Source organism: Protaetiibacter sp. SSC-01, assembly GCF_014483895.1.
Classification (GTDB): Bacteria; Actinomycetota; Actinomycetes; order Actinomycetales; family Microbacteriaceae; genus Homoserinibacter.
In genome coordinates this window covers 629,936-654,420 of sequence record NZ_CP059987.1, presented here as the reverse complement: position 1 = coordinate 654,420, position 24,485 = coordinate 629,936, and the positions used below count along the sequence as shown (strand labels likewise).

Here is a 24,485-nt window from a genome sequence, read left to right as displayed (position 1 = left end):
AGCGGCGGGAGGTCAGTCCTCGCGCAGCTTCTCCTTGTAGTCGTTCTTCGCGTGCACGCGGTCGCGGTCGGCCTCGGCGCGCTTCACGTCGGCGTCGGCCTTGACCTCGTCGACCTTGTCGGAGACGCGCTCCTTGGTGTCGTCGGCCCACTCGCCGACCTTCTTGCCCGTGGCCTCGGCCGCGTCCTTGGCGTCGTCCATGAACCCCATGTCGTCCTCCTCGTGGCAGGCGTTCCGCCGGGGCCGGTTCGCCCCCGCTTTCCCCCATACAACTCCGGATGCGGGGGCTGCGGAACGGGCTTGACAGCATCCGCGGAGGCCCTCCGGCGTGACCGGATGACGACCGAATCGTGACGAAAGTTGGGTGGTGCTCGCATCCGCCGCTCCCTAGCGTGACGAGCATGAGGCACATCCCCCGCACAGCAGCTGTCCTCGCCGCGCTCGCTGCGGCGACCCTCGCCCTCAGCGGATGCTCCGCGTCGTTCGAGGGAGCGTCCGACTCCGGCGGCACCGGCCAGCAGGCCCCGCAGGCCGTCGACGGCGAATCCCGCGGGGCGGCCGACGAGGCCGCGAGCCCCGAGGACCGCGCCCTCGTCATCACGGGCACCGTGACCGTCACCGCCGAGGACCCGATCGCGGCCGCCGCGCTCGCGACCGAGATCGCGGCATCCGTCGGCGGGCGCGTCGACGCCCGCACGGAGTACGCGGCTCGCGACGGCGAGGGCGGCAGCGCGCGGCTCACGCTGCGCGTGCCCGCCGACAGCGTCGACGAGGTGCGCGAGCGCCTCGACGAGCTCGGCACGGTCGACCAGACCGACTTCTCGACCGTCTCGGTGGGCGAGCGTCAGCGCGACATCGAGAGCCGCATCACGACGCTCACGGCGTCGATCGCGCGCTTCACCGCGTGGCTCGCGACGGCCGAGACGACGGCCGATCTCATCTCGCTCGAGACGGCGATCGCCGACCGCCAGGCACAGCTCGAGACCCTCGAGGCCGAGCAGCGCGCCCTCGCCGACCAGGTCGCGATGTCGACGATCACGCTCACCCTGCGCGCCGAGGGCGTCGCACCGCCGCCCGAGGGGCCGACGAACTTCTGGGAGGGGCTCGTGGCCGGCTGGAACGCCTTCGTCGGGTTCTGGGCGGGCGTGGCCGTCGGGCTCGGTGTCGCGCTCCCCTGGCTCGTGCTCCTCGCGGTCGGGGTCGTGGCGGCCGTGTACGTCGCGCGACGCGTGGGCCGCGGCGCGGCGCCCACGGCGGCTCCTCCCGGGGCGCCCATGCCGCCCGCGCCGCCCGCCGCATCCTGAACCCCCCGACGGTGCCGGGCTGAACCGACCCGACACGCCGCCGATATGTGGACGCTGTTCACATGTCGGCGGTTTCGGGCTACCCTGACCCGGTGCGAACCTTCCTCCAGGTGCTCGTCAACACGGGCATCGCCAACGTCACGACGAGCTACCTGTGGTTCGCCCTGACCTTCTGGGTGTACCTCGAGACGCGCTCCGTGCTCGCGACGGGCATCATCGGCGGGGCGTACATGCTGCTGCTCGCGCTCTTCTCGATGATGTTCGGCACGATCGTCGACCGGCACCGCAAGCACCGCGTCATGATCTTCGCGAGCATCGTCACGCTCGTGTCGTTCGGCATCGCGGGCGGCCTCTACCTGCTCTACCCGGAGTCGCAGCTCGTCGACATCGGCGGGCCCGCGTTCTGGTTCTTCACCACGATCATCCTCATCGGCGGCGTCGTCGAGAACATGCGCAACATCGCGCTCTCCACGACCGTCACCCTGCTCGTGCCCGAGGAGCGTCACGCCAACGCGAACGGGATGGTCGGCACCGTGCAGGGTCTCGCGTTCACCGTCACGAGCGTCTTCAGCGGCCTCTCGATCGGCTGGCTCGGCATGGGCTGGACGCTCACGATCGCGCTCGTGCTGACCGCCGCCGCCCTCGTGCACCTGCTCTTCCTGCGCGTGCCGGAAGACGAGCCCGTGCGCGACCCGAATCGCACCGGCCTGGTCGACCTCCGCGGCAGCATCACGGCGGTGCGCGCGGCGACCGGCCTCTTCGCGCTCATCATCTTCTCGACCTTCAACAACCTCATCGGCGGCGTCTACATGGCCCTCATGGACCCGTACGGTCTCGAGCTGTTCCCCGTCGAGTGGTGGGGCATCGTGCTCGGCGTGACCTCGACGGGGTTCATCATCGGCGGCATCGTCATCGCGAGGTTCGGGCTCGGCCGCAACCCGATCCGCACGATGCTCGTGCTCGTCATGATCATGGGCGCGCTCGGTGCCCTCTTCACGATCCGCGACTGGTGGTGGCTCTACGCGGGCGGCATCTGGCTGTACATGATGCTCATCCCGGCGGTCGAGGCGTCCGAGCAGACCGTCATCCAGAAGGTCGTGCCGTTCCGCACCCAGGGGCGCGTGTTCGGCTTCGCGGCGGCCTTCGAGTCGGCCGCGGCGCCCATCACGGCGTTCCTCATCGCGCCCCTCGCCGAGTTCCTCATCATCCCCTACATGGAGTCGGGGTCCGGACGCGAGGCGTGGGGCTGGCTGCTGGGCGACGGGGCGGCGCGCGGCATCGCGCTCGTCTTCCTCATCGCCGGCCTCGTCATGGTCGTCGCGGCGGCGCTCGCGTTCCTCACGCCCGCCTACCGGCACATCTCGGGGCTCTACCTCCAGCAGCGCGAGTCGGTGCCTGCCGAGGAGAGCGAGCTGCCGACCTCGAGCCGCGCCGCGCTCGGGGCCGACCAGGCGGCATCCGACTGAGCGCCGCGGCCCGGTGGTCGGGCCGGTCCGTCAGGCGAGCGAGCGGATGAGGGCGAGCAGCGCCTCGCCGTACGCCTCGGTCGCGTCGTCGGCCTCGAACACGGTGACGGCGCCACCGCGCTCCGTCGTGACGCGGTAGCGCGCCCCTGCGCCTTGCGGGATGCGCTCGAGCGAACGGAACGAGCCGCGCAGCAGGTCGCGCAGCTGCTCCTCGCGCGGCAGCCACAGCGCATCGTCGAGGGCGACGGAGTCGAGCGCCCACTCGGTCGTGCCGTTGAAGCCCAGCACCGAGCCGGTGGCGTAGTGGTGCGCTTCGATCGTCATGTCGCTCACCGTGAAGACGTCGCCCTCGAACTCGCCGCCCTCCAGCTGGAACGCGTCACCCGAGACGGGGGCCCACACGAGGCCCGCCTCGCGAAGCTCGCGGGCCAGTCGGGTCGAGATCATGCCCCCATCCTGCCCGCGCACATGATGCGCGCGCTGGCCCGCGGCATCCGTCACGGCTGCAACACGGTGTCACGAACTGCAACCTCGGGACGCATTGGGACGCGGTTCCAGGTGGCGGTGACAGGATCGCAGGGCGCCGTGAGGTCCGCGGCGGGAGGAGGAGCGCATGAGCGAGACGATCCGCGTCGTCGGAGTGAGCGGGAGCCCCACCGACCCCTCGCGCACGACCGCGCTCGTGCGCCGCGTTTCGGAGGCGTTCGCCGAGAAGCTCGCCGGTCGGGCGGAGATCATCGAGCTCGCGACCGTGCTGCCGTCGCTCGCCGCGGGCGGCTACCGCTCCAACCTCGGCCCGGTCGCCCAGGAGGCGCTCGAGGCCGTCGAGACCGCCGACGTGCTGGTCGTGGGCTCGCCCGCCTACCGCGCCACCTACTCGGGGCTCTTCAAGCTCTTCTTCGACTACGTCGGCCAGTACGCCCTCGTCGACACTCCCATCGTGCTCACCGCGACGGGCGGCTCCGACCGGCACGCGCTGCTCGTCGAACACCAGATGCGGCCGCTGTTCGGGTTCTTCCAGGCGCTCACGCTGCCGCTCGGCATCTTCGCGAACGAGCGCGACTTCACCGACTACCGGGTGACCTCCGCCGACCTCGACGAGCGCATCGAGACGTCGCTCTCGCGCGCGCTGCCGCTCGTGCGCAGCCAACTGCTGGCCAACGTCGCGACGCGCGAGGCCGTCGTCGTCTGACGACAACGAGGTGGTCGACACCGCCGCCGGGTTACTCCTAGGTGGTCGAGGAGCGCCGCCGAAGTCGACGCGTCTCGAGACCGCCGCCGGGCGACTCAGCCCTCCGGGCAGTAGAGCAGCGTGCGCCCGTCGCTGACGCCCTTCGTGTGCTCGGCCATCGCGTGGCCGCACAGCGGGCAGCCGCGATCGCGGGCCGGCGCCTGCTTCGGCTGGTCGTAGGGGCCGAGCGGAGGCGGTCCGAGCCACGGGAAGAGGCGGCGGTTGAGTCGGTTGAAGAAGCCCGAGCCGCCCGAGAAGTCGTTGCCACGGCTGAAGCCGTCGGCCCTCTCCTCGCCATCCGTTCGTGTCACAATCATTAGTGTACTAACGGATTCCGTACGATAGCTCCATGGCCGACTCCCCCGACGTGCTGGCTCTCGAGAACCAGGTGTGCTTCGCGCTCGCCGTCGCCTCGCGCAGCGTCAACGCGATCTACCGGCCGCTCCTCGAGCCGCTCGGGCTCACGCATCCGCAGTACCTCGTGATGCTCGCCCTGTGGCAGCGCAGCCCACGCTCGGTGCGCGAGCTCGGCGACGAGCTGCAGCTCGACCCCGCGACCCTCTCCCCGCTGCTCAAGCGCCTCGAGGCGCTCGGCTACGTGGCCCGGCGGCGCAGCGTCGACGACGAGCGCGTGCTCGAGATCTCGACGACGGATGCGGGGGCCGCCCTGCGCGCGCAGGCCGAGACGATCCCGCCCCGCGTCGTCGAGCGCCTCGGCATGAGCCTCCCCGAGCTCGAGTCCCTCCGCGCCGCCCTCCACCAGGTGATCGCCGCCGCCCGCTGACCCCGCGAACGCTGACTGGTCGGTTTCTGGCCTCATCCGAGCGGTTTAGGGCCAGAAACCGACCAGTCAGCGAAGGGTGCGTCAGCGGCGGCGCGGGGTGAGTCGCTCGAGCTGGGTGACGTGCGCGGGCTCGAGCTCGGCGAGGGTCGACGCACCGAGGAGCTTCATCGTGCGCACGAGCTCGCTCGTGAGGATCGCGATCGTGCGGTCGACGCCCGCCCGGCCGCCCGCCATGAGGCCGTACAGGTAGGCGCGGCCGATCATCGTGAACTTCGCGCCGAGCGCGACCGATGCGACGATGTCGGCGCCGTTCATGATGCCGGTGTCGACGCCCACCTCGACGTCCCTGCCCACCTCGCGCACGACATCCGGCAGCAGGTGGAACGGGATGGGCGCGCGGTCGAGCTGCCGACCGCCGTGGTTCGAGAGCACGATGCCGTCGACGCCGCGAGCCGCGAGCTGCTTCGCATCCTCGACGTTCTGCACGCCCTTGATGACGATCTTGCCCGGCCACATCTCGCGGATGATGTCGAGGTCGTCGAAGGAGATCGTCGGGTCCATCGCGGCGTCGAGCAGCTCGCCGACCGTGCCGCCCGTCGTCGAGAGCGAGGCGAACTCCAGCTTCGGCGTCGTGAGGAAGTCGAACCACCACCACGGCCGCGGGATCGCGTTGATGATCGTGCCGACCGTGAGCTGCGGCGGGATCGAGAAGCCGTTGCGCTTGTCGCGCAGGCGCGCGCCTGCGACGGGGGTGTCGACGGTGAATTGCAGAGTGTCGAAGCCCGCGGCGGCCGCGCGCTCGACGAGGCCGTACGAGATGTCGCGGTTGCGCATGACGTAGAGCTGGAACCAGTTGCGTCCGTCGGGGTTCGCCGCCTTGACGTCCTCGATCGAGGTCGTGCCGAGCGTCGAGAGGGTGAACGGGATGCCGGCCGCGCCCGCCGCGCCCGCCCCCGCGATCTCGCCCTCGGTCTGCATGAGGCGCGTGAACCCGGTGGGCGCGATCGCGAACGGGTAGGCCGACGGCCCGCCGAGGATCGTCGAGCTCGTGTCGACGTCGGTTGCAGGGCGCAGGATGCGGGGGCTGAACTCGACGTCCTCGAACGCCTGGCGTGCGCGCGCGAGCGAGAGCTCGCCCTCCGCGGCGCCGTCGGTGTAGTCGAACGCGGCCTTCGGCGTGCGGCGCTTGGCGATGTCGCGCAGGTCGTAGATCGTGAGCGCCTGGTTCAGACGGCGCTTCTTGCCGTCGAGCTCGGGCTTCTTGAACTTCATCAGGTCGAGGATCTCGACCGGACGGGGGAACTGGCGCTTGACCACCGGGGTCACCTTCCGTGTTGCATGTCGAAGTGCGCGAGCAGGCGGTCGCGCGACGCGAGGATGTGGCTGCGGGTGAGGTGCTCGGCGAGCGCCGCGTCGCCCGCGGCGACGGCGTCGAGGATGCGCCCGTGCTCGGCGGCGACCTCGCGCGTCGAGCGCAGGCGGTGCGCGTCGACCTGGGCGAGCGCGAACTCGATCTCACCCATGAGCTGATCGTGCAGCCGCGGCAGCCGCGTCGAGGGCGCGCCCTGCACGAGGGCGCGGTGGAACGCGAGGTCGATCGCCCAGTATGAGGCGTCGGCCTCGAGTCCGAGCAGCCGCTCGTGGGCGGCGGATGCGTCGGCCGGCACGCGCGCGGTGCCCGCGAGCAGCTCGACGGCGGCCGACTCGACGGCCGCGCGGGCCGCGAACAGGTCGGCGATGTCGTCGCGGCCGAGCCGCTTCACACGCGCCGCGTGGTGCGGTTCGCGCTCGAGGATGCCGTCGGAGACGAGCCGGTCGATCGCGATGCGCGCGGTGGGCCGGGCGACGCCGAAGGTCTCCGACACGAGCGCCTCGGTCACGGCGCTGCCGGGCTCGACCGTGCCCGCGAGGATCGCGGTGCGGAGCGAGGCGACCACGGCATCCGGGCGCACGGCACCCGTGGCGCCCGCGCCTGCCGCATCCGTCGCTCGCATGATTGTCAGACAATACCAGATTGTCAGACAATCTGACCGTGGCGCAGCTGGAGCTGCGACTCGGCGGCGGGAGAAACAACTCCCGCCGCGCGGTCACGGCTCCAGCTGCGCCGCGAACCCCGCGTTACTCCCAGCGGGCGGCTCGGTAGTCGGCCGTGATGCGGCGCACGGTGCCGGATGCTCCGCGCACGACGATCGACTCGGTGCGGATGACGGGCCCCAGCTTGCGCACACCCTCGAGCAGCGCGCCGTCGGTGACGCCCGTCGCCACGAAGAAGGTGTTGTCGCCGCGCACGAGGTCGTCGGCCTCGTAGACGTGATCGAACAGCAGGCCCGCGGCCTCGCCGCGCTCGCGCTCCGCGTCGTCGCCCGCCACGAGCCGCCCCTGGATGAGCCCGCCGAGCGCCTTCACGGCGCACGCCGTCGCGACGCCCTCGGGGCTGCCGCCGATGCCGACGCACATGTCGAGGTCGCCGTCGAGCGAGGCGGCCGCGATGCCGCCGCCGACGTCGCCGTCGAGCAGCAGGCGCACGCCCGCCCCCGCCGCGCGGATGTCGGCCACGAGCCCCTCGTGGCGCGGGCGGTCGAGCACGCCGACCGCGAGGTCCCCGACGCGCTTGCCCGACGCCTTCGCGAGGGCGCGCAGGTTGTCTCCGATGGGGCGGCGGATGTCGACGATGCCGACTCCCGCTGGCCCCGTCACGATCTTGTCCATGTAGAACACGCTCGACGCGTCGAGCATCGTGCCGCGGTCGGACGCCGCGATCATCGAGATCGCGTTCGGCCGGCCGGCCGCCGTGAGCGAGGTGCCGTCGATCGGGTCGACAGCGATGTCGCACTCGGGCCCGTCGCCCGTGCCGACGACCTCGCCGTTGAACAGCATGGGGGCCTTGTCCTTCTCCCCCTCGCCGATCACAACGGTGCCACGGAACGCGACCGTGCCGAGGAAGGCGCGCATGGCATCCACGGCGGCCTTGTCGGCCGCGTTCTTGTCGCCGTGCCCGACGAAGGCGGATGCGCGGATTGCGGCCGCCTCGGTCGCGCGCACGAGCTCGAGGGCGAGGTTGCGATCGGGTACCGCGGTACCGAGGACGAAGCTCACGCGACCGCCTTCTTCGCCGTCGTCGCTCCGAGCCGCTCGCGCAGGCCGCACAGCTGGCGGCGGATCGCATCCGGCAGCCGGTCTCCGAACTGCTCGAGGAACGCCTCGGTGTCGTCGGCCTCGGCGAGCAGCGCCTTCTCGTCGATGCGGAACAGCTCCTGCCACGCCTCGTCGCTCACGCCCGCGGCGCGGTAGTCGATGCCGCCGATCGAGGGCACCTTGCCGAGCGGGGTGTCGGATGCGGCGGCCTCGCCCGCGATGCGCTCGATGATCCACGCGAGCACGCGGCCGTTCTCGCCGAAGCCGGGCCACAGCCACTCGCCCTCCGGGCCCTTGCGGAACCAGTTGACCTGGTACACGGCGGGCACACCGCCCGTGCGGCGCAGGCGCTGGCCGACCTCGAGCCAGTGCTGGAAGTAGTCGCCCATGTTGTAGCCGCAGAACGGCAGCATCGCGAAGGGGTCGCGGCGCAGCTCGCCGAGCTCGCCCTCGGCCGCGGCGGTGCGCTCGGATGCGATGGTCGCCCCGAGGAAGACGCCGTGCTCCCAGTCGCGCGCCTCCACGACGAGCGGCACGTTCGTGGCGCGCCGCCCGCCGAAGATGATCGCGTCGATGGGCACGCCGTTCGGGTCGTCCCAGTCGGGCGCGATGGACGGGCACTGCGCGGCCCGCACGGTGAAGCGCGAGTTGGGGTGGGCGGCGGGTCGGCCGCTCTCGGGCGTCCACGGCTCGCCGCGCCAGTCGACGAGGCCCTCGGGCGGGGTGGAGGTGAGGCCCTCCCACCACACGTCGCCGTCGGGGCGCAGCGCGACGTTCGTGAAGATCGTGTTGCCCCACAGGGTGTCGATCGCGGTCGGGTTGGTGCCGGGGCCCGTGCCGGGCGCGACCCCGAAGAAGCCCGCTTCGGGGTTGATGGCGCGCAGGCGGCCGTCGGAGCCGGGCGCGAGCCACGCGATGTCGTCGCCGAGCGTCTCGATCTCCCACCCGGGCAGGCTCGAGCGCAGCATCGCGAAGTTGGTCTTGCCGCACGCCGAGGGGAACGCCGCGGCGATGTGGAAGCGGCGTCCGCGCGGGTCGGTGACGCGCAGCAGCAGCATGTGCTCGGCGAGCCATCCCTCGTCGCGCGCCATGGCGGATGCGATGCGCAGCGCGAACGACTTCTTGGCGAGGATCGCGTTGCCGCCGTACGCCGAGCCGAACGACACGATCTCGCGGGTCTCGGGGAAGTGGCAGATGTACTTGACCGGGTTGGAGGGCCAGGCCACGTCCTCCTGCCCCTCCTCGAGGGGCGCGCCGACCGAGTGCAACGCGGGCACCCAGCGGGCGCCGGCGCGGATGCGGTCGAGCACGGCGTCGCCCACGCGCGTCATGATCGACATCGACGCGACGACGTACGCCGAGTCGGTCAGCTGCACGCCGTAGCGCGACAGGGCGCCGCCGACAGGCCCCATCGAGAACGGCAGCACGTAGAGGGTGCGCCCGCGCATGGCGCCCGCGAAGAGCTCGCGCAGCTCGGCGCGCATGGCCTCGGGCTCGCGCCAGTTGTTGGTGGGCCCGGCATCCTCTTCGCGCTCCGAGCAGATGAAGGTGCGCGACTCGACGCGCGCGACGTCGTCAGGGTCGGAGCGGGCGAGGAAGCTGTAGGGGCGCAGCTCGGCGTTGAGGCGCAGGATGCGCCCCTCGTCGACCATCTCGCGCAGGAGGCCGTCGAGCTGCGCGCGCGAGCCGTCGATCCAGACGACGCGGTCGGGCTGCAGCAGTTCGACGTGTTCGGCGACCCACTCGTCGAGCGAGCGGACGGGGGCGACGGGCGTGGGCGACGCAGCCATGGTGTCCTCCTGTAAGAATCGGCGTGATTCCACTTTGAAGGGGCATTGCGGGGTATGAGCGCCATCCTGATTGGAAATTTCGCGCGAAATTGCCCTATCGTGCATTCATGCCGGATCTCTCGACCCTCGGCCAGCGGATGCGGCACTTCCGCACCGCGGCGGACCTCACCCTCGGCGAGCTCGGCGAGGCGGTGGGCGTCTCCGCGAGCCAGCTCTCCCTCATGGAGAACGGCAAGCGCGAGCCGCGCCTCTCGCTTCTGTCGGCGATCGCGGCGCACCTCGGCATCCCCGTCTCCGAGCTGCTCGACGACGCGCCCCCGTCGGCCCGCGCCGCGCTCGAGATCGAGCTCGAGCGCGCGCAGTCGGGCGCCCTGTACGCCGAGCTGGGGCTGCCGACCGTGCGGCCGGGCCGCTCGATGCCCGACGACGTGCTCGAGGCGCTCGTCGGCCTGCACCGCGAGCTGCACCGCCGCTCACGCGAGAAGATCGCGACGCCCGAGGAGGCGCGGCGCGCCAACACCGAGCTGCGCGCCCGCATGCGCGAGGCCGACAACCACATCCCCGAGATCGAGGAGCTCGCCGAGGGCGTCATGCGCGACGTCGGCTACGACGGAGGAGCCGTCACGCACCGGCAGGTCGCGCTCGCGGCGCAGCGCCTCGGCTTCGAGCTCGTGCACGTGCACGACCTGCCGCACTCGGCCCGCTCGGTGACCGACCTCGAGAACGGGCGCATCTACCTTCCGCCCGCGTCCATCCCCGGTGGCCACGGTCTCCGCTCGATGGCGCTGCAGGCGATCGCCCACCGCCTGCTGGAGCACGAGCCGCCGCGCGACTACGCCGAGTTCCTGCAGCAGCGGCTCGAGATCAACTACTTCGCGGCCGCGTGCCTCATGCCGCGCTCGCACGCCGTGCGGCACCTCGCGCAGGCGAAGCAGGATCGCGACATCGCGATCGAGGACTTCCGCGACGCGTTCGGCGTGACCCACGAGGCCGCCGCCCTGCGGTTCACGAACCTCGCGACGGCGCACCTCGACATGCGCGTGCACTTCCTGCGGGTGGCCGACGACGGCTCGGTCGCGAAGGCCTACGAAAACGACGGCCTGCGGCTGCCGAAGGATGTCACGGGCGGCGTCGAGGGGCAGATCGTGTGCCGCTACTGGGCGGCCCGCACGGCGTTCGCGCGCACCAACCGCACGACCGAGTTCTACCAGTACACCGACACCCCCGAGGGCACCTTCTTCGAGTCCGCGCAGACGGGCACGAGCGCGACCGACGAGTTCTCGATCACGATCGGGGTGCCGTTCACCGAGTCGAAGTGGTTCCGCGGGCGCGAGGCGACGCGGCGCGAGCAGTCGCGCTGCCCGGATGCGAGCTGCTGCAAGCGTCCGCCGAGCGAGCTCGCGTCGCGCTGGGCGGGCAAGGCGTGGACGAGCGCGAAGGTGCACGCCCACATCTTCAGCCCGCTGCCGTCGGGCACCTACCCGGGCGTCGACGACCGCGAGCTGTACGAGTTCCTCGAGGCGCACCGCGTGGGGGATTGAGGGGTCACCAGGCGGGCTGGTTTCGACACGCGCCTTCGGCGCTACTCAACCAGCGGGTGGCGCCGCCAGCGCGATCTCCGCTGGTTGAGTAGCCGCGCAGCGGCGTGTCGAAACCAGCCCGCGGATCACGTCGCCGGGTCGGCCACCCGCGTGCGGAAGATCCGCGACATCCACAGCCACACGAGGATGCCCGTGACGACCGTCACCGCGACCGACCCGAGCCCCGTGAGCGCGATGCTGAGCGCCGCGTTGCCGAGCACCTGGCCGACGGTGCGGGCCGTGCCGAAGAGCAGCCCGGTGAGCGCGCCGACCGTCGCGGTGAGCACGGTCGCGATGACGAGCCCCACCGTGACGCCGAACCCGGTCACGTAGCCGGGGCGCTCGACGCGGTGCGCGCGCAGCACGAAGAAGCTGAAGAGCCAGGCCGCGATCACGAACACGGCACCCACGATCGCGAAGCCGAGCGTCACACCGCCGAGGGCGGCGGGGTCGATCTGGCCGAGGGTCGAGTTGGCGTCCTTCGCGGCGCCGCTGCCGGAGACGATGTTCGCGACCACGACGACGAGCGTGCGGATGACGGTGCTGAGGTACCAGACGGCGAGCGGCACCGCGAGCAGCACGACGCCGAGCGTGATGAGCGGCAGCGTCACGGCGCCCGCGATGACCGTGCCCCGGCGGGCGCGGCGCTCCTCCGCCTCCGCGGGCGTCTCGTGCTTCTTCGGCGCTGCGGGCTTTCCGGCGGGCGGCGTCGCGGCGGGCGCGGATGCGGCGGGGACGGATGCGGGCGCCGCCGGCGTCGCGGCGGACTCCGGCTTCGGCTCGGGGGAGGTGGTGTCGCTCACGGCACCATCATGCACCCCGGGTCGTCTCGAGCCGCGAGCGACTGCCCGCGCGCTCCTCGACCGTCCGGGACGGTCAGAACGCGCTCGACTCCCGCACGACGAGCTCGGGCTGGAACACGACCTGGCGCGGCGCGAGCGTCGGGTCGTCGGCCTCCTCGAGCAGGATGCGCAGCGCGGTCTGGCCGATGAGGCGGCTCGGCTGGCGGATGGAGCTGAGCGGAACGACGGTCGCGGCGGCGAAGTCGATGTCGTCGAAGCCGACGATCGCGACGTCCTCGGGCACGCGCACCTCGCCGCGCATGACGAGCGCCTGCAGGAGGCCGACGGCGAGCAGGTCGTTGGCGGCGAAGACGGCGTCGGGGCGCTCGGATGCGGGGCGCGCGACGAGCTGCTCCCCCATCCGCCGGCCCTCGAGCACCGAGAGCGCCGTTCCCTCGAGCACCTCGAGGGACGCATCCGGCACCGCGTCGACGGCCTCGCGCGCACCGGCGAGACGGTCGGCGACCTGGCGGATGGCGAGCGGGCCCGCGACGAAGGCGATGCGGCGGCGGCCCTGCTCGAGCAGGTGGGCGACGGCCGTGCGGCCGCCCGCGTGGTCGTCGACGGAGACCGAGCTGAGCACGTCGTCCTCCGCCATGCGGTCGACGAGCACGACGGGTGTGCCGAGCGCGCGCAGTCGCTCGAGGCGCTCGCGGATGTCGCCGAGGGGCGAGACGAGCACGCCGCGCACGCGCTGCTCCTCGAAGAGATCGAGGTAGGCGGCCTCGCGCTCGGGCTTCTCGTCGCTGTCGCCGAGCAGCACGGCGACGCCGTGCTCGGCCGCCTCGTCCTCGGCGCCGCGGGCGATGTCGGTGAAGAAGGGGTTGCGCGCGTCGAGCACGACGAGCCCGACGGAACTCGAGCGTCCGGCGCGCAGCTGGCGGGCGGCGTCGTTGCGCACGTAGCCGAGCTCGCGGATGGCATCGTGCACGCGGCCGACCACGGCATCCGAGACCCGGTCGGGGCGGTTGAGAACGTTCGAGACGGTTCCGACGGAGACGCCGGCGCGCTCGGCCACGTCGCGGATCGAGACCGCCATCGGCTCCCCCTTCTCCGGCACGTGGTCACGCGGTTGCGACACTAGCGGACGACTTGACCTCCGCCGGGGTGCGCCCTACTGTAGCCCTGATAGTGAATCGTTTCAACGACGAGACAGCAGGAAACATGACCGACCTCACCGCGATCGCGCCCCTCCTCGACGAGCAGGCCATCGAGCTCCCGTCCTGGGCCTTCGGCAACTCCGGCACCCGCTTCAAGGTGTTCGCGCAGCCCGGCGTGCCGCGCGACCCCTACGAGAAGATCTCCGACGCCGCGCAGGTGCACCGCCACACGGGCCTCGCGCCGACCGTCGCGCTGCACATCCCGTGGGACAAGGTCGACGACTACACCGACCTCTCCCTCCACGCCGAGGAGAACAACGTCGCGCTCGGCACCATCAACTCCAACACCTTCCAGGACGACGTCTACAAGCTGGGCTCGCTCACCCACAGCGACCCCGCCATCCGTCAGAAGGCCATCGATCACCACTACGAGTGCATCGACATCATGAACGCGACCGGCAGCCGCGACCTCAAGATCTGGCTCGCCGACGGCACCAACTACCCGGGCCAGGACGACATCCGCGGCCGCCAGGACCGCCTCGCCGACTCGCTCGCGAAGATCTACGAGCGGATCGGCGACGAGCAGCGCCTCGTGCTCGAGTACAAGTTCTTCGAGCCGGCGTTCTACCACACCGACGTGCCGGACTGGGGAACCGCCTACGCCCAGGTCGCCGCGCTCGGCGACCGCGCCGTCGTGTGCCTCGACACGGGCCACCACGCACCCGGCACCAACATCGAGTTCATCGTCATGCAGCTGCTGCGCCTCGGCAAGCTCGGCTCGTTCGACTTCAACTCGCGCTTCTACGCGGATGACGACCTCATCGTGGGGGCGGCCGACCCGTTCCAGCTCTTCCGCATCATCTTCGAGGTCGTGCGCGGCGGCGGCTACGGCCGCGACTCCGACGTCGCGTTCATGCTCGACCAGTGCCACAACATCGAGGACAAGATCCCCGGTCAGATCCGCAGCGTGCTCAACGTGCAGGAGATGACGGCGCGCGCGCTGCTCGTCGACCGCGAGGCCCTCGCCGCCGCGCAGGCCGCGGGCGACGTGCTCGCTGCGAACGGCATCCTCATGGACGCCTTCTACACGGATGTGCGGCCCGGCCTGGCCGCGTACCGCGAGGCGAAGGGCCTCGCGGGCGACCCCATGGCCGCGTACGCGGCGTCGGGCTACGCGCAGAGCATCATCGACGGTCGCCAGGGCGGCGCGCAGGCGGGTTGGGGGGCCTGAGCCCATGGCACGGCCGACGGTGCAGCGGGTGTGCTTCCAGCTGCAGGTGAAGCCCGAGCGGATGGCGGAGTACGTCGAGCGGCACCGCGCCGTGTGGCCCGACATGCTGCGCGCGATCGCGGATGCCGGCCGCCGCAACTACTCCCTCTTCCTGCGGGAGGACGGCCTGCTCATCGGCTACTACGAGACCGACGACGACGCCGCATCCGCCGCCGCGCTCGCCGCGGACCCGCGCACCGCGGCCTGGGAGGCCGAGGCCGCCGACTTCTTCGTCGCGCTGCCCGGCACGCGCCCCGACCAGGGCGCCCCGCAGCTGCGCGAGGTCTTCCACCTCGAGGACCAGCTCGCCGCCATGTCCTAGCGCGGGTCCGCGAAAGTACGTACTTTTGGGTGCTTTCACTGCCGAGAGGACCGAAAAGTACGTACTCTCGCGGATAGCGGGGTCAGCGGGTGGAGGCGCGCACCACGAGCTCGGGGCGGAAGACCGTCTGCCGTGGGATGAGGGCGGGGTCGCCCGCCTCCTCGAGCAGGATGCGCAGGGCCGTCTGTCCGATCGCGCGCGCCGGTTGCCGCATCGACGAGATCGGCACGGCCGCCGCCGCCGCGAACGAGATGTCGTCGAAGCCGATGAGCGCGATGCGGTCGGGCACGAGCAGCGAGCCGCCCTCCGCGAGCGACTGCAGCAGGCCGAGCGCGACGAGGTCGTTGCCGGCGAACACGGCATCCGGGCGCTGCGCGGGCGGTCGCTCCATGAGGCGCCGGCCCGCAGCGACCCCCTCCTCGACCGAGAGAGCGGATGTCGTGATGACCTCGAGGGTCGCCCCGGTGCCCGACTCGTCGACGGCCCACCGAGCGCCGTCGAGCCGGTCGCGCACCTGGCGCATGTCGAAGGGGCCACCCACGAAGGCGAGCCGGCGGCGGCGCTGCGCGAGCAGGTGCTCGACCGCCATCCGCCCTCCCGCGACCGAGTCGGTGGCGACGGCGCTGAACCGCCCCTCGGGGTTCATGCGGTCGACGAGCACGACGGGCACCTCGCGCTCGCGCAGCCGTTGCAGCCGGCGCGTGATGTCGCCGTACGGCGAGATGAGCACGCCGCGCACCTGCTGCTCGGCGAAGAGGTCGAGGTACATCTCCTCGCGAGCCGGGTCCTCATCCGTGTTGCCGACGAGGATCGCGATGCCGTGCCGCGACGCCTCATCCTCGGCACCGCGCACGACCTCGTTGATGAAGGGGTTGCGCCCGTCGAGCACGATGAAGCCGACGGTCGAGCTCACGCCCGCGCGGAGCCGGCGCGCAGCGTCGTTGCGCACGTAGCCGAGCTTCTCGATCGCCGTCTGCACCCGCGCGATCGAGTCGGCGGACACCTCGTCGGGCTTGTTGAGGACGTTCGACACGGTGCCCACCGAGACGCCGGCCTCGCGCGCGACGTCGCGGATGCTCACGACCATCGCTCCACCTCCAGGGCCTTCACGTCGTCCCGGGCCCCGGACATGACATGGCCGGACATGATCGGGCGGGACACGACAGGGCGGGACAGGACAGGAGGGCCCGGCCGGCGCGACACCGGCCGGGCCCCGTGACGATTCGACTCAGAAGTCGAAGTCGCCGATGTTGTCCGCGTCGAACACGTACGGGTCGCCGAGCAGCACGGCGCCGCCCTCGCCGACCGTGTACGAGCCGAGCTTCCCGGCCTCGAAGGTGTCGCCCTCCTCGCCCGTGATCTCACCCTCGATGAGCGCCTTCGCGGCGAACGCCGCGAGGTAGCCGAGGTCCTCCGGGTTCCACAGCGCGAACGCCGTGACGGTGCCGTCCTCGACGAAGTCCCGCATCTGGTTCGGGGTGCCGAGACCGGTCAGCGCGACCTTGCCCTTGAACTCCGAGGTCGACAGGTAGCGCGCCGCGGCCGCGATGCCGACCGTCGTGGGCGAGATGATGCCCTTGAGGTTCGGATGCGTCTGCAGCAGCGCCGCCGTCTTGTCGAACGACGTCTGGTCGTCGTCGTCGCCGTACACGACGTCGACGAGCTGGATGTCGGGGTAGTCGGATGCGAGGTACTCCTTCATGAGCTCGATCCACGCGTTCTGGTTGGTCGCGTTGGCCGTGGCCGACAGGATCGCGATCTCACCCGCGCCGCCGATCTGCTCGGCGATCGTGTCGACCTGCACCTTGGCGATGCCCTCGGCGGTCGCCTGGTTGATGAACAGATCGCGGCAGTCCGCGTTGGTGTCGGAGTCGAACGTGACGACCTTGATGCCCGTGTCGCGTGCCTCGTTGAGGGCGTCGCAGATGGCCTCGGGGTCGTTCGCCGACACGACGATGCCCCCGACGCCCTGCTGGGTGAGGGTGTTGATGAAGCTGACCTGCGCATCCGGGGCGGCCTCGGTGGGCCCGACCTCGGCGAAGGTTCCGCCGAACTCGTCCACGGCCGCCTTGCCGCCCTTCGACGAGGTGTCGAAGTAGGGGTTGCCGAGGTTCTTCGGCAGGAAGGTGATGGCGAGGTTGCCGCCGTCGCCGCCGCCCGAGCCGCCGTCACCGCCGTCGGATGCCGCGCATCCGGTGGCCACGAGGGCGACCGCCACGGCGATCGCCGCGAGGGAGCCCGCACGCTTGGTGCTGAACGTCATTGTCTCTCTCCTCTTTCTTGGTGCCGATGTGATTGCATCGACGTCGGGGGGTCCTCAGTCCTGCGCAGGCGCCGGGGGCCCCTTCTTGATGCCCGCCCCGATCCGCTTGCGGTGGACCCAGGCCAGGACGCTCGTGGACACCACCGAGGCGACGAGCAGCGCGCCGGTGATGATGTTGATGACGTCGCTCGTGACGTTCGCGAGCCGCAGGGCGCTGCCGATGATGCCGATGAGCAGCACGCCCGCGATGACGCCCGGGATGTTGCCCCGGCCGCCGAAGATCGACACGCCGCCCAGCAGCACGGCCGCGATGACGCTCAGCTCGAGGCCCGTCGCGTTGTCGCCGCGCGCGCTGCCGAAACGCAGCGTGTAGTAGACGCCGGCGAGCGCCGCGACGGTGCCGCTCAGCACGAAGAGGATGAACTTGGTGCGCTCGACGCGCACCCCCGAGAAGCGCGCTGCCTCGCTCGAGAGCCCGATCGCGTAGACGCCGCGCCCGAAGGGCGTGAAGTGCAGGAGCACCGCGAACGCGATCGCGAGCACGACGAACACGATCATGACGCTCGGGATGGGCGTGCCGGGGATCTTCGACTTCGCGAGGTCGGTCCAGAACTCCGTGAAGTCGGTCACCGCAGTCGTGCCGAGCAGGCCCACGGCGAGGCCGCGGAAGAGGGCGAGCGTGCCGATCGTCACGGCGAGCGACGGCAGCCCGACGACCGTGATGAAGAACCCGTTGATCGCCCCCGCGAGCGCCCCCACGAGGATCGCCACGAGGCCCGCGGCCTCGATCGGCAGCCCCGCCTGGTGCAGGGTTCCGAGCGTGACGCTCGAGAGCCCCACGACGCTCGCGACCGAGAGGTCGATCTCGCCCGTGATGATCACGAGCGTCATCGGCAGCGCGATGAGCAGGATCGTCGCGACGTCGAGCAGCAGGTAGGTGATCGTGATGGGCGCGGCGAAGTTGCGCACCGTGAGCGCCGCGACGACGTAGACGATCACGAGCAGCGCGATGATCGCGGCCTCGCGCGTGAACAGCAGGCGACGCCAGAGCGGATGCGCGTAGTCGCGGTAGCTGCGCGTCACGGGCGCGTGCTGGATGTCGGCGGTCATCGGTCCCTCGCCTCCGTGAGCCGGCGGCTCGCTCTCACGGCGAGCACGCGGTCGAGCACGATCGCCCCGAGGATGAGCACGCCCACGACGGCGCGCTGCCAGAAGTCCTGCACCCCGATGACGGGGAGGGCGCGGTTGATGGTGAGCAGCAGGTAGGCGCCGATCGCGGCGCCCCACACGGTGCCGGAGCCGCCGAAGATCGCGACGCCTCCGATGACGGCGGCGCCCACGGCATCCAGCTCCCATCCGGAACCGGCCTGCGAGCTGACCGTGCCGTAGCGCGCGGCGTAGAGCACGCCCGCGAGGCCCGCGAGCGCGCCCGCGACGACGAACGCGGCGAGCACGCGCTGGGTGACCTTGAGGCCGTAGAGGTGCGCGGCCGCGGGGTCGGAGCCGATCGCGTAGAGCTCGCGGCCTTGGCGCTGGGTGTACATGAACCATCCGGCGATGGCGAGCACGACGAGCGCGATGATCGTGAGGTACGGGATGCCGAGCAGCGAGCTCGTGCCGAGGGCGAGGAACTCGCGCGGCATGTCGGACGAGTTGATGCGGTCGGAGCCCGTCCACATGACGTTGATGCCGCGGTAGGCGTAGAGCGTTCCGAGCGTGATGACGAGCGCTGGCACCTTCGCGAACGCGACGAGCGCGCCGTTGACGAGCCCCAGGAGCGCGCCGAAGAGCGGCCCGATGAGGAACACGAGCGGCCACGGCACGCCCGGCAGGTCGATGAACACGCGGCCCGTGAGGTAAGCGGTGAGGCCCACGACCGAGCCCACCGAGAGGTCGACGTTGCGCGTGATGATGACGATCGCCTGGCCGACCGCGACGAGCATGAGGATCGACGGCGTCAGCAGCAGGTCGCGGAAGCCGTCGGCCGAGAAGAGGAACGACGGGTTCTTGACGGTCGTCGCGACGACGACGAGCACGAGCGCGAGGGCGATGCCGGTCTCACGCGCGGTGAGCAGGTGGCGCAGGCGGGTCACGCGGCCTCCCCCTCTGCATGGGTCGCGGCGAACATGACCGACTCGGCCGTCGCATCCGCTCGCGGGATGTCGGCCGTGATGCGGCCCTCGTGCACGACGAGCACGCGGTCGGCCATGCCGAGCACCTCGGGCAGCTCGGACGAGATCATGACGATCGCGAGGCCCTGCCCGGCGAGCTCGGACAGCAGCCGGTGCACCTCGGCCTTCGTGCCGACGTCGATGCCGCGCGTCGGCTCGTCGACGATGAGCACGCGGGGGTTCGTCGCGAGCCACTTCGCGAGCACGACCTTCTGCTGGTTACCGCCCGACAGCGTGCCGACCTCGGTGTCGAGCGCGGCGGTCTTCACCTCGAGGCGGCTCGCCCAGATGCGCGCGCTCGCGTTCTCGGCGCCGCTCGTGATGAGCCCGAGGCGCGCGAGGGCCCGGCGGATGGCGAGGGTCGCGTTGCGCGCGACGCTCGACTCGAGCACGAGGCCCTGCTGGCGGCGGTCCTCCGGCACGAGGGCGATGCCCGCCTGCATGGCGGCGGAGGGCGAGCGCTTGGGGAGCGGCCTGCCGTCGACCCTGACGGTGCCGGATGCGTAGGGGTCGACGCCGAAGACGGCGCGCGCGATCTCGCTGCGGCCCGCGCCGACGAGCCCCGCGAGCGCGACGATCTCGCCCGCACGCGCGACGAAGCTCACGTCGGCGAAGACGCCCGGCTGCGTGAGCCCCTCGACCTCGAGCACGACGTCGCCGATGTGCGCCTCCAGCTTGGGGAAGAGCGTCGTGACGTCGCGCCCCACCATCTGCCGCACGATCTCGGCGACCGTCGTCTCTCCGATGGGGCTCGTCGCGATGTAGGCGCCGTCGCGCATGACCGTGACGGTGTCGCACAGCGCGAAGACCTCTTCGAAGCGGTGCGAGATGAAGAGGATGGCGCGGCCCTCGTCGCGGAGGCCCCGAGCGACCGCGAAGAGCCGCTCGACCTCGACGCCCGAGAGCGCCGCGGTGGGCTCGTCCATGATGAGCACCTTGGCGTCGAAGGAGATGGCCTTCGCGATCTCGATGATCTGCTGGTCGGCGATCGAGAGGCCGAGGGTGGGGCGGTCGGGGTCGATGCGCACGCCGAGCCGCTCGAACAGCGAGAGCGCCTCCGCGCGCATCGCCTTGCGATCGATGACGCCGAGGGCGCCGCGCGGCTGACGGCCCATGAAGAGGTTCTCGGTGACCGAGAGGTCGGGGAAGAGCGTCGGCTCCTGATAGATGACGGCGATGCCCGCGTCCTTCGCCTGCGCGGTCGAGGTGAAGTCGACGCTCTCGCCGTCGAGCAGGAACTCGCCCGCGTCGCGCTGGTAGAGGCCCGCGACGATCTTGACGAGCGTCGACTTGCCGGCGCCGTTCTCGCCGACGAGGGCGTGGATGCTGCCGCGCTCGAGGCGCAGGGTGCCGTTGGTGAGCGCCACGACGGCGCCGAACGCCTTGGCGATGCGGCTGAGCTCGAGCACGGGGACCATGTCGGGCGCGGCCGCGTCGGCGTCGGGGATGTCGGACATCGTCGTCTCTTCCGGGTGGGGTGATCGCGTCGGCTGCAACGTTTCACTGAACACGACCTGAATCGTTTCAGCCGGTGTTCAGACACCATAGGTCCGCCGCCGCGCCGCGTCAAGAGTCCGTGGCACGGCCGGAGCCATGACCTCACGGCGGGAGTCGCTTCCCCGCCGCCCGGGCGCGGCTCCAGCCGCGCCTTGCGTGCACAGACGGCGGCGACTATCGTTTGAAACGATTCACGACGCTGATACAGAGGACCCCTCCCATGACAGAGACGTCACCCGTCGAGCAGCTCATCGCGCGCAGCAACCGCCTCGGCTCCGACCCGAAGATCACCAACTACGCGGGCGGCAACACCTCCGCGAAGGGCACGGCGATCGACCCCGTCACGGGCGAGGAGGTCGAGCTGCTCTGGGTGAAGGGCTCCGGCGGCGACCTCGGCACCCTCACCGAGGCGGGCCTCGCCGTGCTGCGTCTCGACCGGGTCCGCTCGCTCGTCGACGTCTACCCCGGCGTCGACCGCGAAGACGAGATGGTCGCGGCCTTCGACTACTGCCTGCACGGCAAGGGCGGCGCCGCCCCCTCGATCGACACCGCCATGCACGGCCTCGTCGACGCCCCGCACGTCGACCACCTGCACCCGGATGCGGGCATCGCCTTCGCGACGGCGGCCGACGGCGAGGCGCTCACGGCGAAGGCCTTCGGCGACAAGGTCGTGTGGGTGCCGTGGCGCCGCCCCGGGTTCCAGCTCGGCCTCGACATCGCCGCCATCAAGCGCGACAACCCGCAGGCGATCGGCTGCATCCTCGGCGGTCACGGCATCACGGCGTGGGGCGACACGAGCGACGAGGCCGAGACCAACAGCCGCTGGATCATCGACACCGCGCAGGCCTACCTCGACGAGCACGGCGACGCCGCCCCGTTCGGCGCGCACGTGCCCGCGAACGCCGCCCTCCCCGAGGCCGAGCGTCGCGCGAAGGCCGCCGCCCTGTTCCCGACCATCCGGGGCCTCGCGAGCCACGACAAGCCCATGGTCGGCCACTTCACCGACGACCCGCGCGTGCTCGAGTTCCTCGCATCCGAGAAGGCTCCGGCGCTCGCCGCCCTCGGCACGAGCTGCCCCGACCACTTCCTGCGCACGAAGGTCAAGCCGCTGCTGCTCGACCTGCCGGCCGCCGCATCCGTCGACGACGCGATCGCGCGTCTGAAGGAGCTGCACGAGGCCTACCGCGCCGACTACACCGCCTACTACGAGGCCCACGCGGATGCTGACTCCCCCGCCATGCGCGGCGCCGACCCGGCGATCGTGCTCGTGCCGGGCGTCGGCATGTTCAGCTTCGGCGCCAACAAGCAGACCGCGCGTGTGGCCGGCGAGTTCTACCTCAACGCCGTCAACGTCATGCGCGGCGCGGAGGCCGTCTCGCGCTACACCCCGATCTCCGACGCCGAGAAGTTCCGCATCGAGTACTGGGCGCTCGAGGAGGCGAAGCTGCAGCGCATGCCGAAGCCGAAGTCGCACGCGACGCGCGTCGCCTTCGTGACGGGCGCCGCATCCGGCATCGGCAAGGCCATCGCGACCCGCCTCGCCGCGGAGGGCGCGTGCGTCGTCATCGCCGACCTCGACGCCTCGAAGGCCCAGGCCGCCGCGGCCGAACTCGGCAACGCGGATGTCGCGATCGGCGTCCAGGTCGACGTGACCGACGCCGAGCAGGTCGAGGCGGCGATCGCGGATGCCGTGCTCGCCTTCGGAGGCGTCGACCTCGTCGTCAACAACGCAGGCATCTCGCTCTCGAAGCCGCTGCTCGAGACCACCGAGAAGGATTGGGACCTGCAGCACGACATCATGGCGAAGGGCTCGTTCCTCGTGGCGAAGGCTGCGGCGCGCGTGCTCATCGAGCAGGGCATGGGCGGCGACATCGTCTACATCGCGTCGAAGAACGCCGTGTTCGCGGGCCCCAACAACATCGCCTACTCGGCGACGAAGGCCGACCAGGCCCACCAGGTGCGCCTCCTCGCGGTCGAGCTCGGCGAGCACGGCGTGCGCGTCAATGGGGTCAACCCCGACGGCGTCGTGCGGGGCTCTGGCATCTTCGCCTCCGGATGGGGCGCGAACCGCGCGAAGACGTACGGCATCCCCGAGGACGACCTCGGCAAGTTCTACGCGCAGCGCACGATCCTCAAGCGCGAGGTGCTGCCCGACAACGTCGCGAACGCGGTCGCCGCCATCACGGGCCCCGACTTCTCGCACACGACGGGGCTGCACATCCCGGTCGACGCGGGTGTCGCCGCGGCGTTCCTGCGGTAGGCGGGCATGGCATCCGGCACGAGAGCGAGCGGCACGGGCGCCCGCGGCACCGTCGCCGCGGTCGACCTCGGCGCGACGAGCGGCCGCGTCATCCTCGGTCACCTCGACGACGGCGCGCTGCGTCTCGAGGAGGTCGCCCGCTTCGCGAACGCGCCCGTGCGCACGCCCGACGGGCTGCACTGGTCGATCACCGAGCTGTACCGCGACGTCGTCGAGGGGCTCGCGGAGGGCGTGCGCCGCTCCCCCGGCCTGCTCTCGATCGGCATCGACTCGTGGGCCGTCGACTACGCGCTCCTGCGCGACGGACGGATGCTCGGCGAGCCGTACTCCTATCGTGACGACCGCAACCTCGCGGCCGTCGACGTCGTGCACGAGCGCGTGCCGGCATCCGAGCTGTATGCGCGCAACGGCCTGCAGCACCTGCCGTTCAACACGCTCTTCCAGCTCACGGCCGACCGGCTCGCGGGCGCTCTCGAGCGGGCCGACAGTTTCCTGCTGATCCCGGACCTGCTCGCCTTCTGGCTCACCGGCCGCCAGGTCGCGGAGCGCACGAACGCGTCGACGACGGGCCTCGTCGAGGTGTCGAGCGGACGCTGGGACGCCGCCCTCATGGAGCGCCTCGACCTCCCCGCCCACCTCACGCGCACCCTCGTCGACCCCGGCACGGTGCTCGGCCCGCTGCTGCCGAGCGCGCTGCGCGGCACGGGGAAGACGGATGCGGTGGTCACCGCGGTCGGGTCGCACGACACCGCCTCCGCGGTCGTCGCGGTGCCGTCGACCGACCGCGACGTCGCCTACATCTCGTGCGGCACGTGGTCGCTCGTGGGCGTCGAGCTCGACCGGCCCGTCGTGAGCGAGGCGAGCCGGCTGGCGGGCTTCACGAACGAGGGCGGCGTCGACGGGCGCGTGCGCTATCTGCACAACGTCATGGGCCTGTGGCTGCTGTCGGAGTCGGTGCGCGAGTGGGAGAAGTCCGGCGAGCGCATCGAGCTCGCCGAGCTGCTCGCGGCCGCCGAGCAGGTCACGGGCGAGGTGCCGGTGTTCGACGCCGACGACCCTCTGTTCCTCGCGCCGGGCGGCATGCCCGAGCGGATCGCGGCGTGGTTCGCCGAGCGCGGCCTGCGCGCGCCGCAGTCGCGGCCGGAGCTCGTGCGCTCGGTCCTCGTGAGCCTCGCGCGCGCCTACGCCGAGACGATCCGCAGGGCGTCCGAGCTCTCGGGCGTGCGCATCCGCACCGTGCATCTGGTCGGCGGCGGTTCGCAGAACGAGCTGCTGTGCCGACTCACGGCGGAGGCGACGGGCCTGCCCGTCGTCGCGGGCCCCGTCGAGGCGACCGCGATCGGCAACGTGCTCGTGCAGGCCCGCGCCCACGGCCTAGTCTCGGGGTCGCTCGAGGATCTCCGCGCCCTCGTCGCCCGCTCGTTCCCCGTCACCCGCTACGCCCCCTGACGGGGCCCGCGTCATCCATCG

23 protein-coding genes are annotated in these 24,485 nt (G+C 71.5%); 9 read left to right on the top strand and 14 right to left on the bottom strand.

Annotated elements, in window-relative coordinates:
* Positions 1 to 12: 12 nt before the first annotated feature.
* Positions 13 to 210: a hypothetical protein gene (locus H4J02_RS03105; RefSeq protein ID WP_187675657.1), complete on the bottom strand. Its 198-nt coding sequence runs from the start codon at positions 208 to 210 to the stop codon at positions 13 to 15.
* A gap of 191 nt (positions 211 to 401) precedes the next feature.
* Between H4J02_RS03105 and H4J02_RS03100 the strand changes: the two genes are divergently transcribed.
* Together H4J02_RS03100 and H4J02_RS03095 are read left to right on the top strand one after the other, a co-directional pair.
* Positions 402 to 1,304: a DUF4349 domain-containing protein gene (locus tag H4J02_RS03100; RefSeq protein WP_187675656.1), complete on the top strand. Its 903-nt coding sequence runs from the start codon at positions 402 to 404 to the stop codon at positions 1,302 to 1,304.
* 62 nt (positions 1,305 to 1,366) lie between these two features.
* Positions 1,367 to 2,770, top strand: coding sequence for an MFS transporter (locus H4J02_RS03095; protein ID WP_397420149.1), 1,404 nt, complete (start codon positions 1,367 to 1,369; stop codon positions 2,768 to 2,770).
* 30 nt (positions 2,771 to 2,800) lie between these two features.
* Here the strand turns inward: H4J02_RS03095 and H4J02_RS03090 are convergent, their stop codons facing one another.
* A complete protein-coding gene (locus tag H4J02_RS03090; protein WP_187675654.1) occupies positions 2,801 to 3,217 on the bottom strand; it encodes a pilus assembly protein CpaE in 417 nt (138 codons plus the stop codon).
* 166 nt (positions 3,218 to 3,383) lie between these two features.
* On the opposite strand from H4J02_RS03090, the gene msuE reads away from it, so the two are divergent.
* Positions 3,384 to 3,962, top strand: a complete 579-nt coding sequence (gene msuE, locus H4J02_RS03085; RefSeq protein ID WP_187675653.1) for an FMN reductase — start codon at positions 3,384 to 3,386, stop codon at positions 3,960 to 3,962.
* Between the two features lie 95 nt (positions 3,963 to 4,057).
* Here the strand turns inward: msuE and H4J02_RS03080 are convergent, their stop codons facing one another.
* Entirely contained in the window at positions 4,058 to 4,312 is a 255-nt protein-coding gene (locus tag H4J02_RS03080) for a hypothetical protein (protein WP_187675652.1), read from the bottom strand.
* Positions 4,313 to 4,350: 38 nt separating this feature from the next.
* Between H4J02_RS03080 and H4J02_RS03075 the strand changes: the two genes are divergently transcribed.
* Entirely contained in the window at positions 4,351 to 4,785 is a 435-nt protein-coding gene (locus H4J02_RS03075) for a MarR family winged helix-turn-helix transcriptional regulator (RefSeq protein WP_187675651.1), read from the top strand.
* Positions 4,786 to 4,866: 81 nt separating this feature from the next.
* Here the strand turns inward: H4J02_RS03075 and H4J02_RS03070 are convergent, their stop codons facing one another.
* From H4J02_RS03070 to H4J02_RS03055, 4 genes are all read right to left on the bottom strand, one after another.
* Positions 4,867 to 6,102: an alpha-hydroxy acid oxidase gene (locus H4J02_RS03070; RefSeq protein ID WP_187675650.1), complete on the bottom strand. Its 1,236-nt coding sequence runs from the start codon at positions 6,100 to 6,102 to the stop codon at positions 4,867 to 4,869.
* A 5-nt stretch (positions 6,103 to 6,107) separates the two neighbouring features.
* Entirely contained in the window at positions 6,108 to 6,779 is a 672-nt protein-coding gene (locus H4J02_RS03065; protein WP_187675649.1) for a GntR family transcriptional regulator, read from the bottom strand.
* A gap of 124 nt (positions 6,780 to 6,903) precedes the next feature.
* The gene (gene glpX / locus H4J02_RS03060) at positions 6,904 to 7,881 is read right to left on the bottom strand and encodes a class II fructose-bisphosphatase (protein ID WP_187675648.1); all 978 of its coding nucleotides are present in this window, start codon (positions 7,879 to 7,881) and stop codon (positions 6,904 to 6,906) included.
* Positions 7,878 to 9,710: a phosphoenolpyruvate carboxykinase (GTP) gene (locus tag H4J02_RS03055; protein WP_187675647.1), complete on the bottom strand. Its 1,833-nt coding sequence runs from the start codon at positions 9,708 to 9,710 to the stop codon at positions 7,878 to 7,880. The genes glpX and H4J02_RS03055 overlap by 4 nt, the downstream gene beginning before the upstream one ends.
* Before the next feature lie 107 nt (positions 9,711 to 9,817).
* Between H4J02_RS03055 and H4J02_RS03050 the strand changes: the two genes are divergently transcribed.
* Positions 9,818 to 11,251 carry a helix-turn-helix domain-containing protein gene (locus H4J02_RS03050; RefSeq protein WP_187675646.1) on the top strand — a complete coding sequence of 478 codons (1,434 nt, stop codon included), beginning with the start codon at positions 9,818 to 9,820 and terminating at the stop codon, positions 11,249 to 11,251.
* 125 nt (positions 11,252 to 11,376) lie between these two features.
* Here H4J02_RS03050 and H4J02_RS03045 read toward each other — a convergent pair whose 3' ends face one another.
* Together H4J02_RS03045 and H4J02_RS03040 are read right to left on the bottom strand one after the other, a co-directional pair.
* Positions 11,377 to 12,093, bottom strand: a complete 717-nt coding sequence (locus H4J02_RS03045; protein ID WP_187675645.1) for a hypothetical protein — start codon at positions 12,091 to 12,093, stop codon at positions 11,377 to 11,379.
* Between the two features lie 73 nt (positions 12,094 to 12,166).
* Positions 12,167 to 13,171, bottom strand: coding sequence for a LacI family DNA-binding transcriptional regulator (locus H4J02_RS03040; protein WP_187675644.1), 1,005 nt, complete (start codon positions 13,169 to 13,171; stop codon positions 12,167 to 12,169).
* 125 nt (positions 13,172 to 13,296) lie between these two features.
* Here H4J02_RS03040 and rhaI point away from each other — a divergent pair, with 125 nt between their 5' ends.
* Positions 13,297 to 14,463, top strand: a complete 1,167-nt coding sequence (gene rhaI, locus H4J02_RS03035) for an L-rhamnose isomerase (protein WP_187675643.1) — start codon at positions 13,297 to 13,299, stop codon at positions 14,461 to 14,463.
* A 4-nt stretch (positions 14,464 to 14,467) separates the two neighbouring features.
* Positions 14,468 to 14,824: an L-rhamnose mutarotase gene (locus tag H4J02_RS03030; RefSeq protein WP_187675642.1), complete on the top strand. Its 357-nt coding sequence runs from the start codon at positions 14,468 to 14,470 to the stop codon at positions 14,822 to 14,824.
* A gap of 82 nt (positions 14,825 to 14,906) precedes the next feature.
* On the opposite strand, the gene H4J02_RS03025 is transcribed toward H4J02_RS03030, so the two are convergent.
* From H4J02_RS03025 to H4J02_RS03005, 5 genes are all read right to left on the bottom strand, one after another.
* Complete coding sequence (locus H4J02_RS03025) at positions 14,907 to 15,911, bottom strand: LacI family DNA-binding transcriptional regulator (RefSeq protein ID WP_187675641.1); 1,005 nt, start codon at positions 15,909 to 15,911, stop codon at positions 14,907 to 14,909.
* Between the two features lie 141 nt (positions 15,912 to 16,052).
* A complete protein-coding gene (gene rhaS, locus H4J02_RS03020; RefSeq protein ID WP_187675640.1) occupies positions 16,053 to 17,087 on the bottom strand; it encodes a rhamnose ABC transporter substrate-binding protein in 1,035 nt (344 codons plus the stop codon).
* A 54-nt stretch (positions 17,088 to 17,141) separates the two neighbouring features.
* Positions 17,142 to 18,197, bottom strand: coding sequence for an ABC transporter permease (locus H4J02_RS03015; protein WP_187675639.1), 1,056 nt, complete (start codon positions 18,195 to 18,197; stop codon positions 17,142 to 17,144).
* Entirely contained in the window at positions 18,194 to 19,180 is a 987-nt protein-coding gene (locus tag H4J02_RS03010; RefSeq protein WP_397420148.1) for an ABC transporter permease, read from the bottom strand. The genes H4J02_RS03015 and H4J02_RS03010 overlap by 4 nt, the downstream gene beginning before the upstream one ends.
* A complete protein-coding gene (locus tag H4J02_RS03005; RefSeq protein ID WP_187675638.1) occupies positions 19,177 to 20,715 on the bottom strand; it encodes a sugar ABC transporter ATP-binding protein in 1,539 nt (512 codons plus the stop codon). The genes H4J02_RS03010 and H4J02_RS03005 overlap by 4 nt, the downstream gene beginning before the upstream one ends.
* A gap of 260 nt (positions 20,716 to 20,975) precedes the next feature.
* On the opposite strand from H4J02_RS03005, the gene H4J02_RS03000 reads away from it, so the two are divergent.
* Both H4J02_RS03000 and H4J02_RS02995 read left to right on the top strand, forming a co-directional pair.
* A complete protein-coding gene (locus H4J02_RS03000; protein WP_187675637.1) occupies positions 20,976 to 23,015 on the top strand; it encodes a bifunctional aldolase/short-chain dehydrogenase in 2,040 nt (679 codons plus the stop codon).
* Between the two features lie 6 nt (positions 23,016 to 23,021).
* Complete coding sequence (locus H4J02_RS02995) at positions 23,022 to 24,464, top strand: rhamnulokinase family protein (protein ID WP_187675636.1); 1,443 nt, start codon at positions 23,022 to 23,024, stop codon at positions 24,462 to 24,464.
* Positions 24,465 to 24,485: the final 21 nt, after the last annotated feature.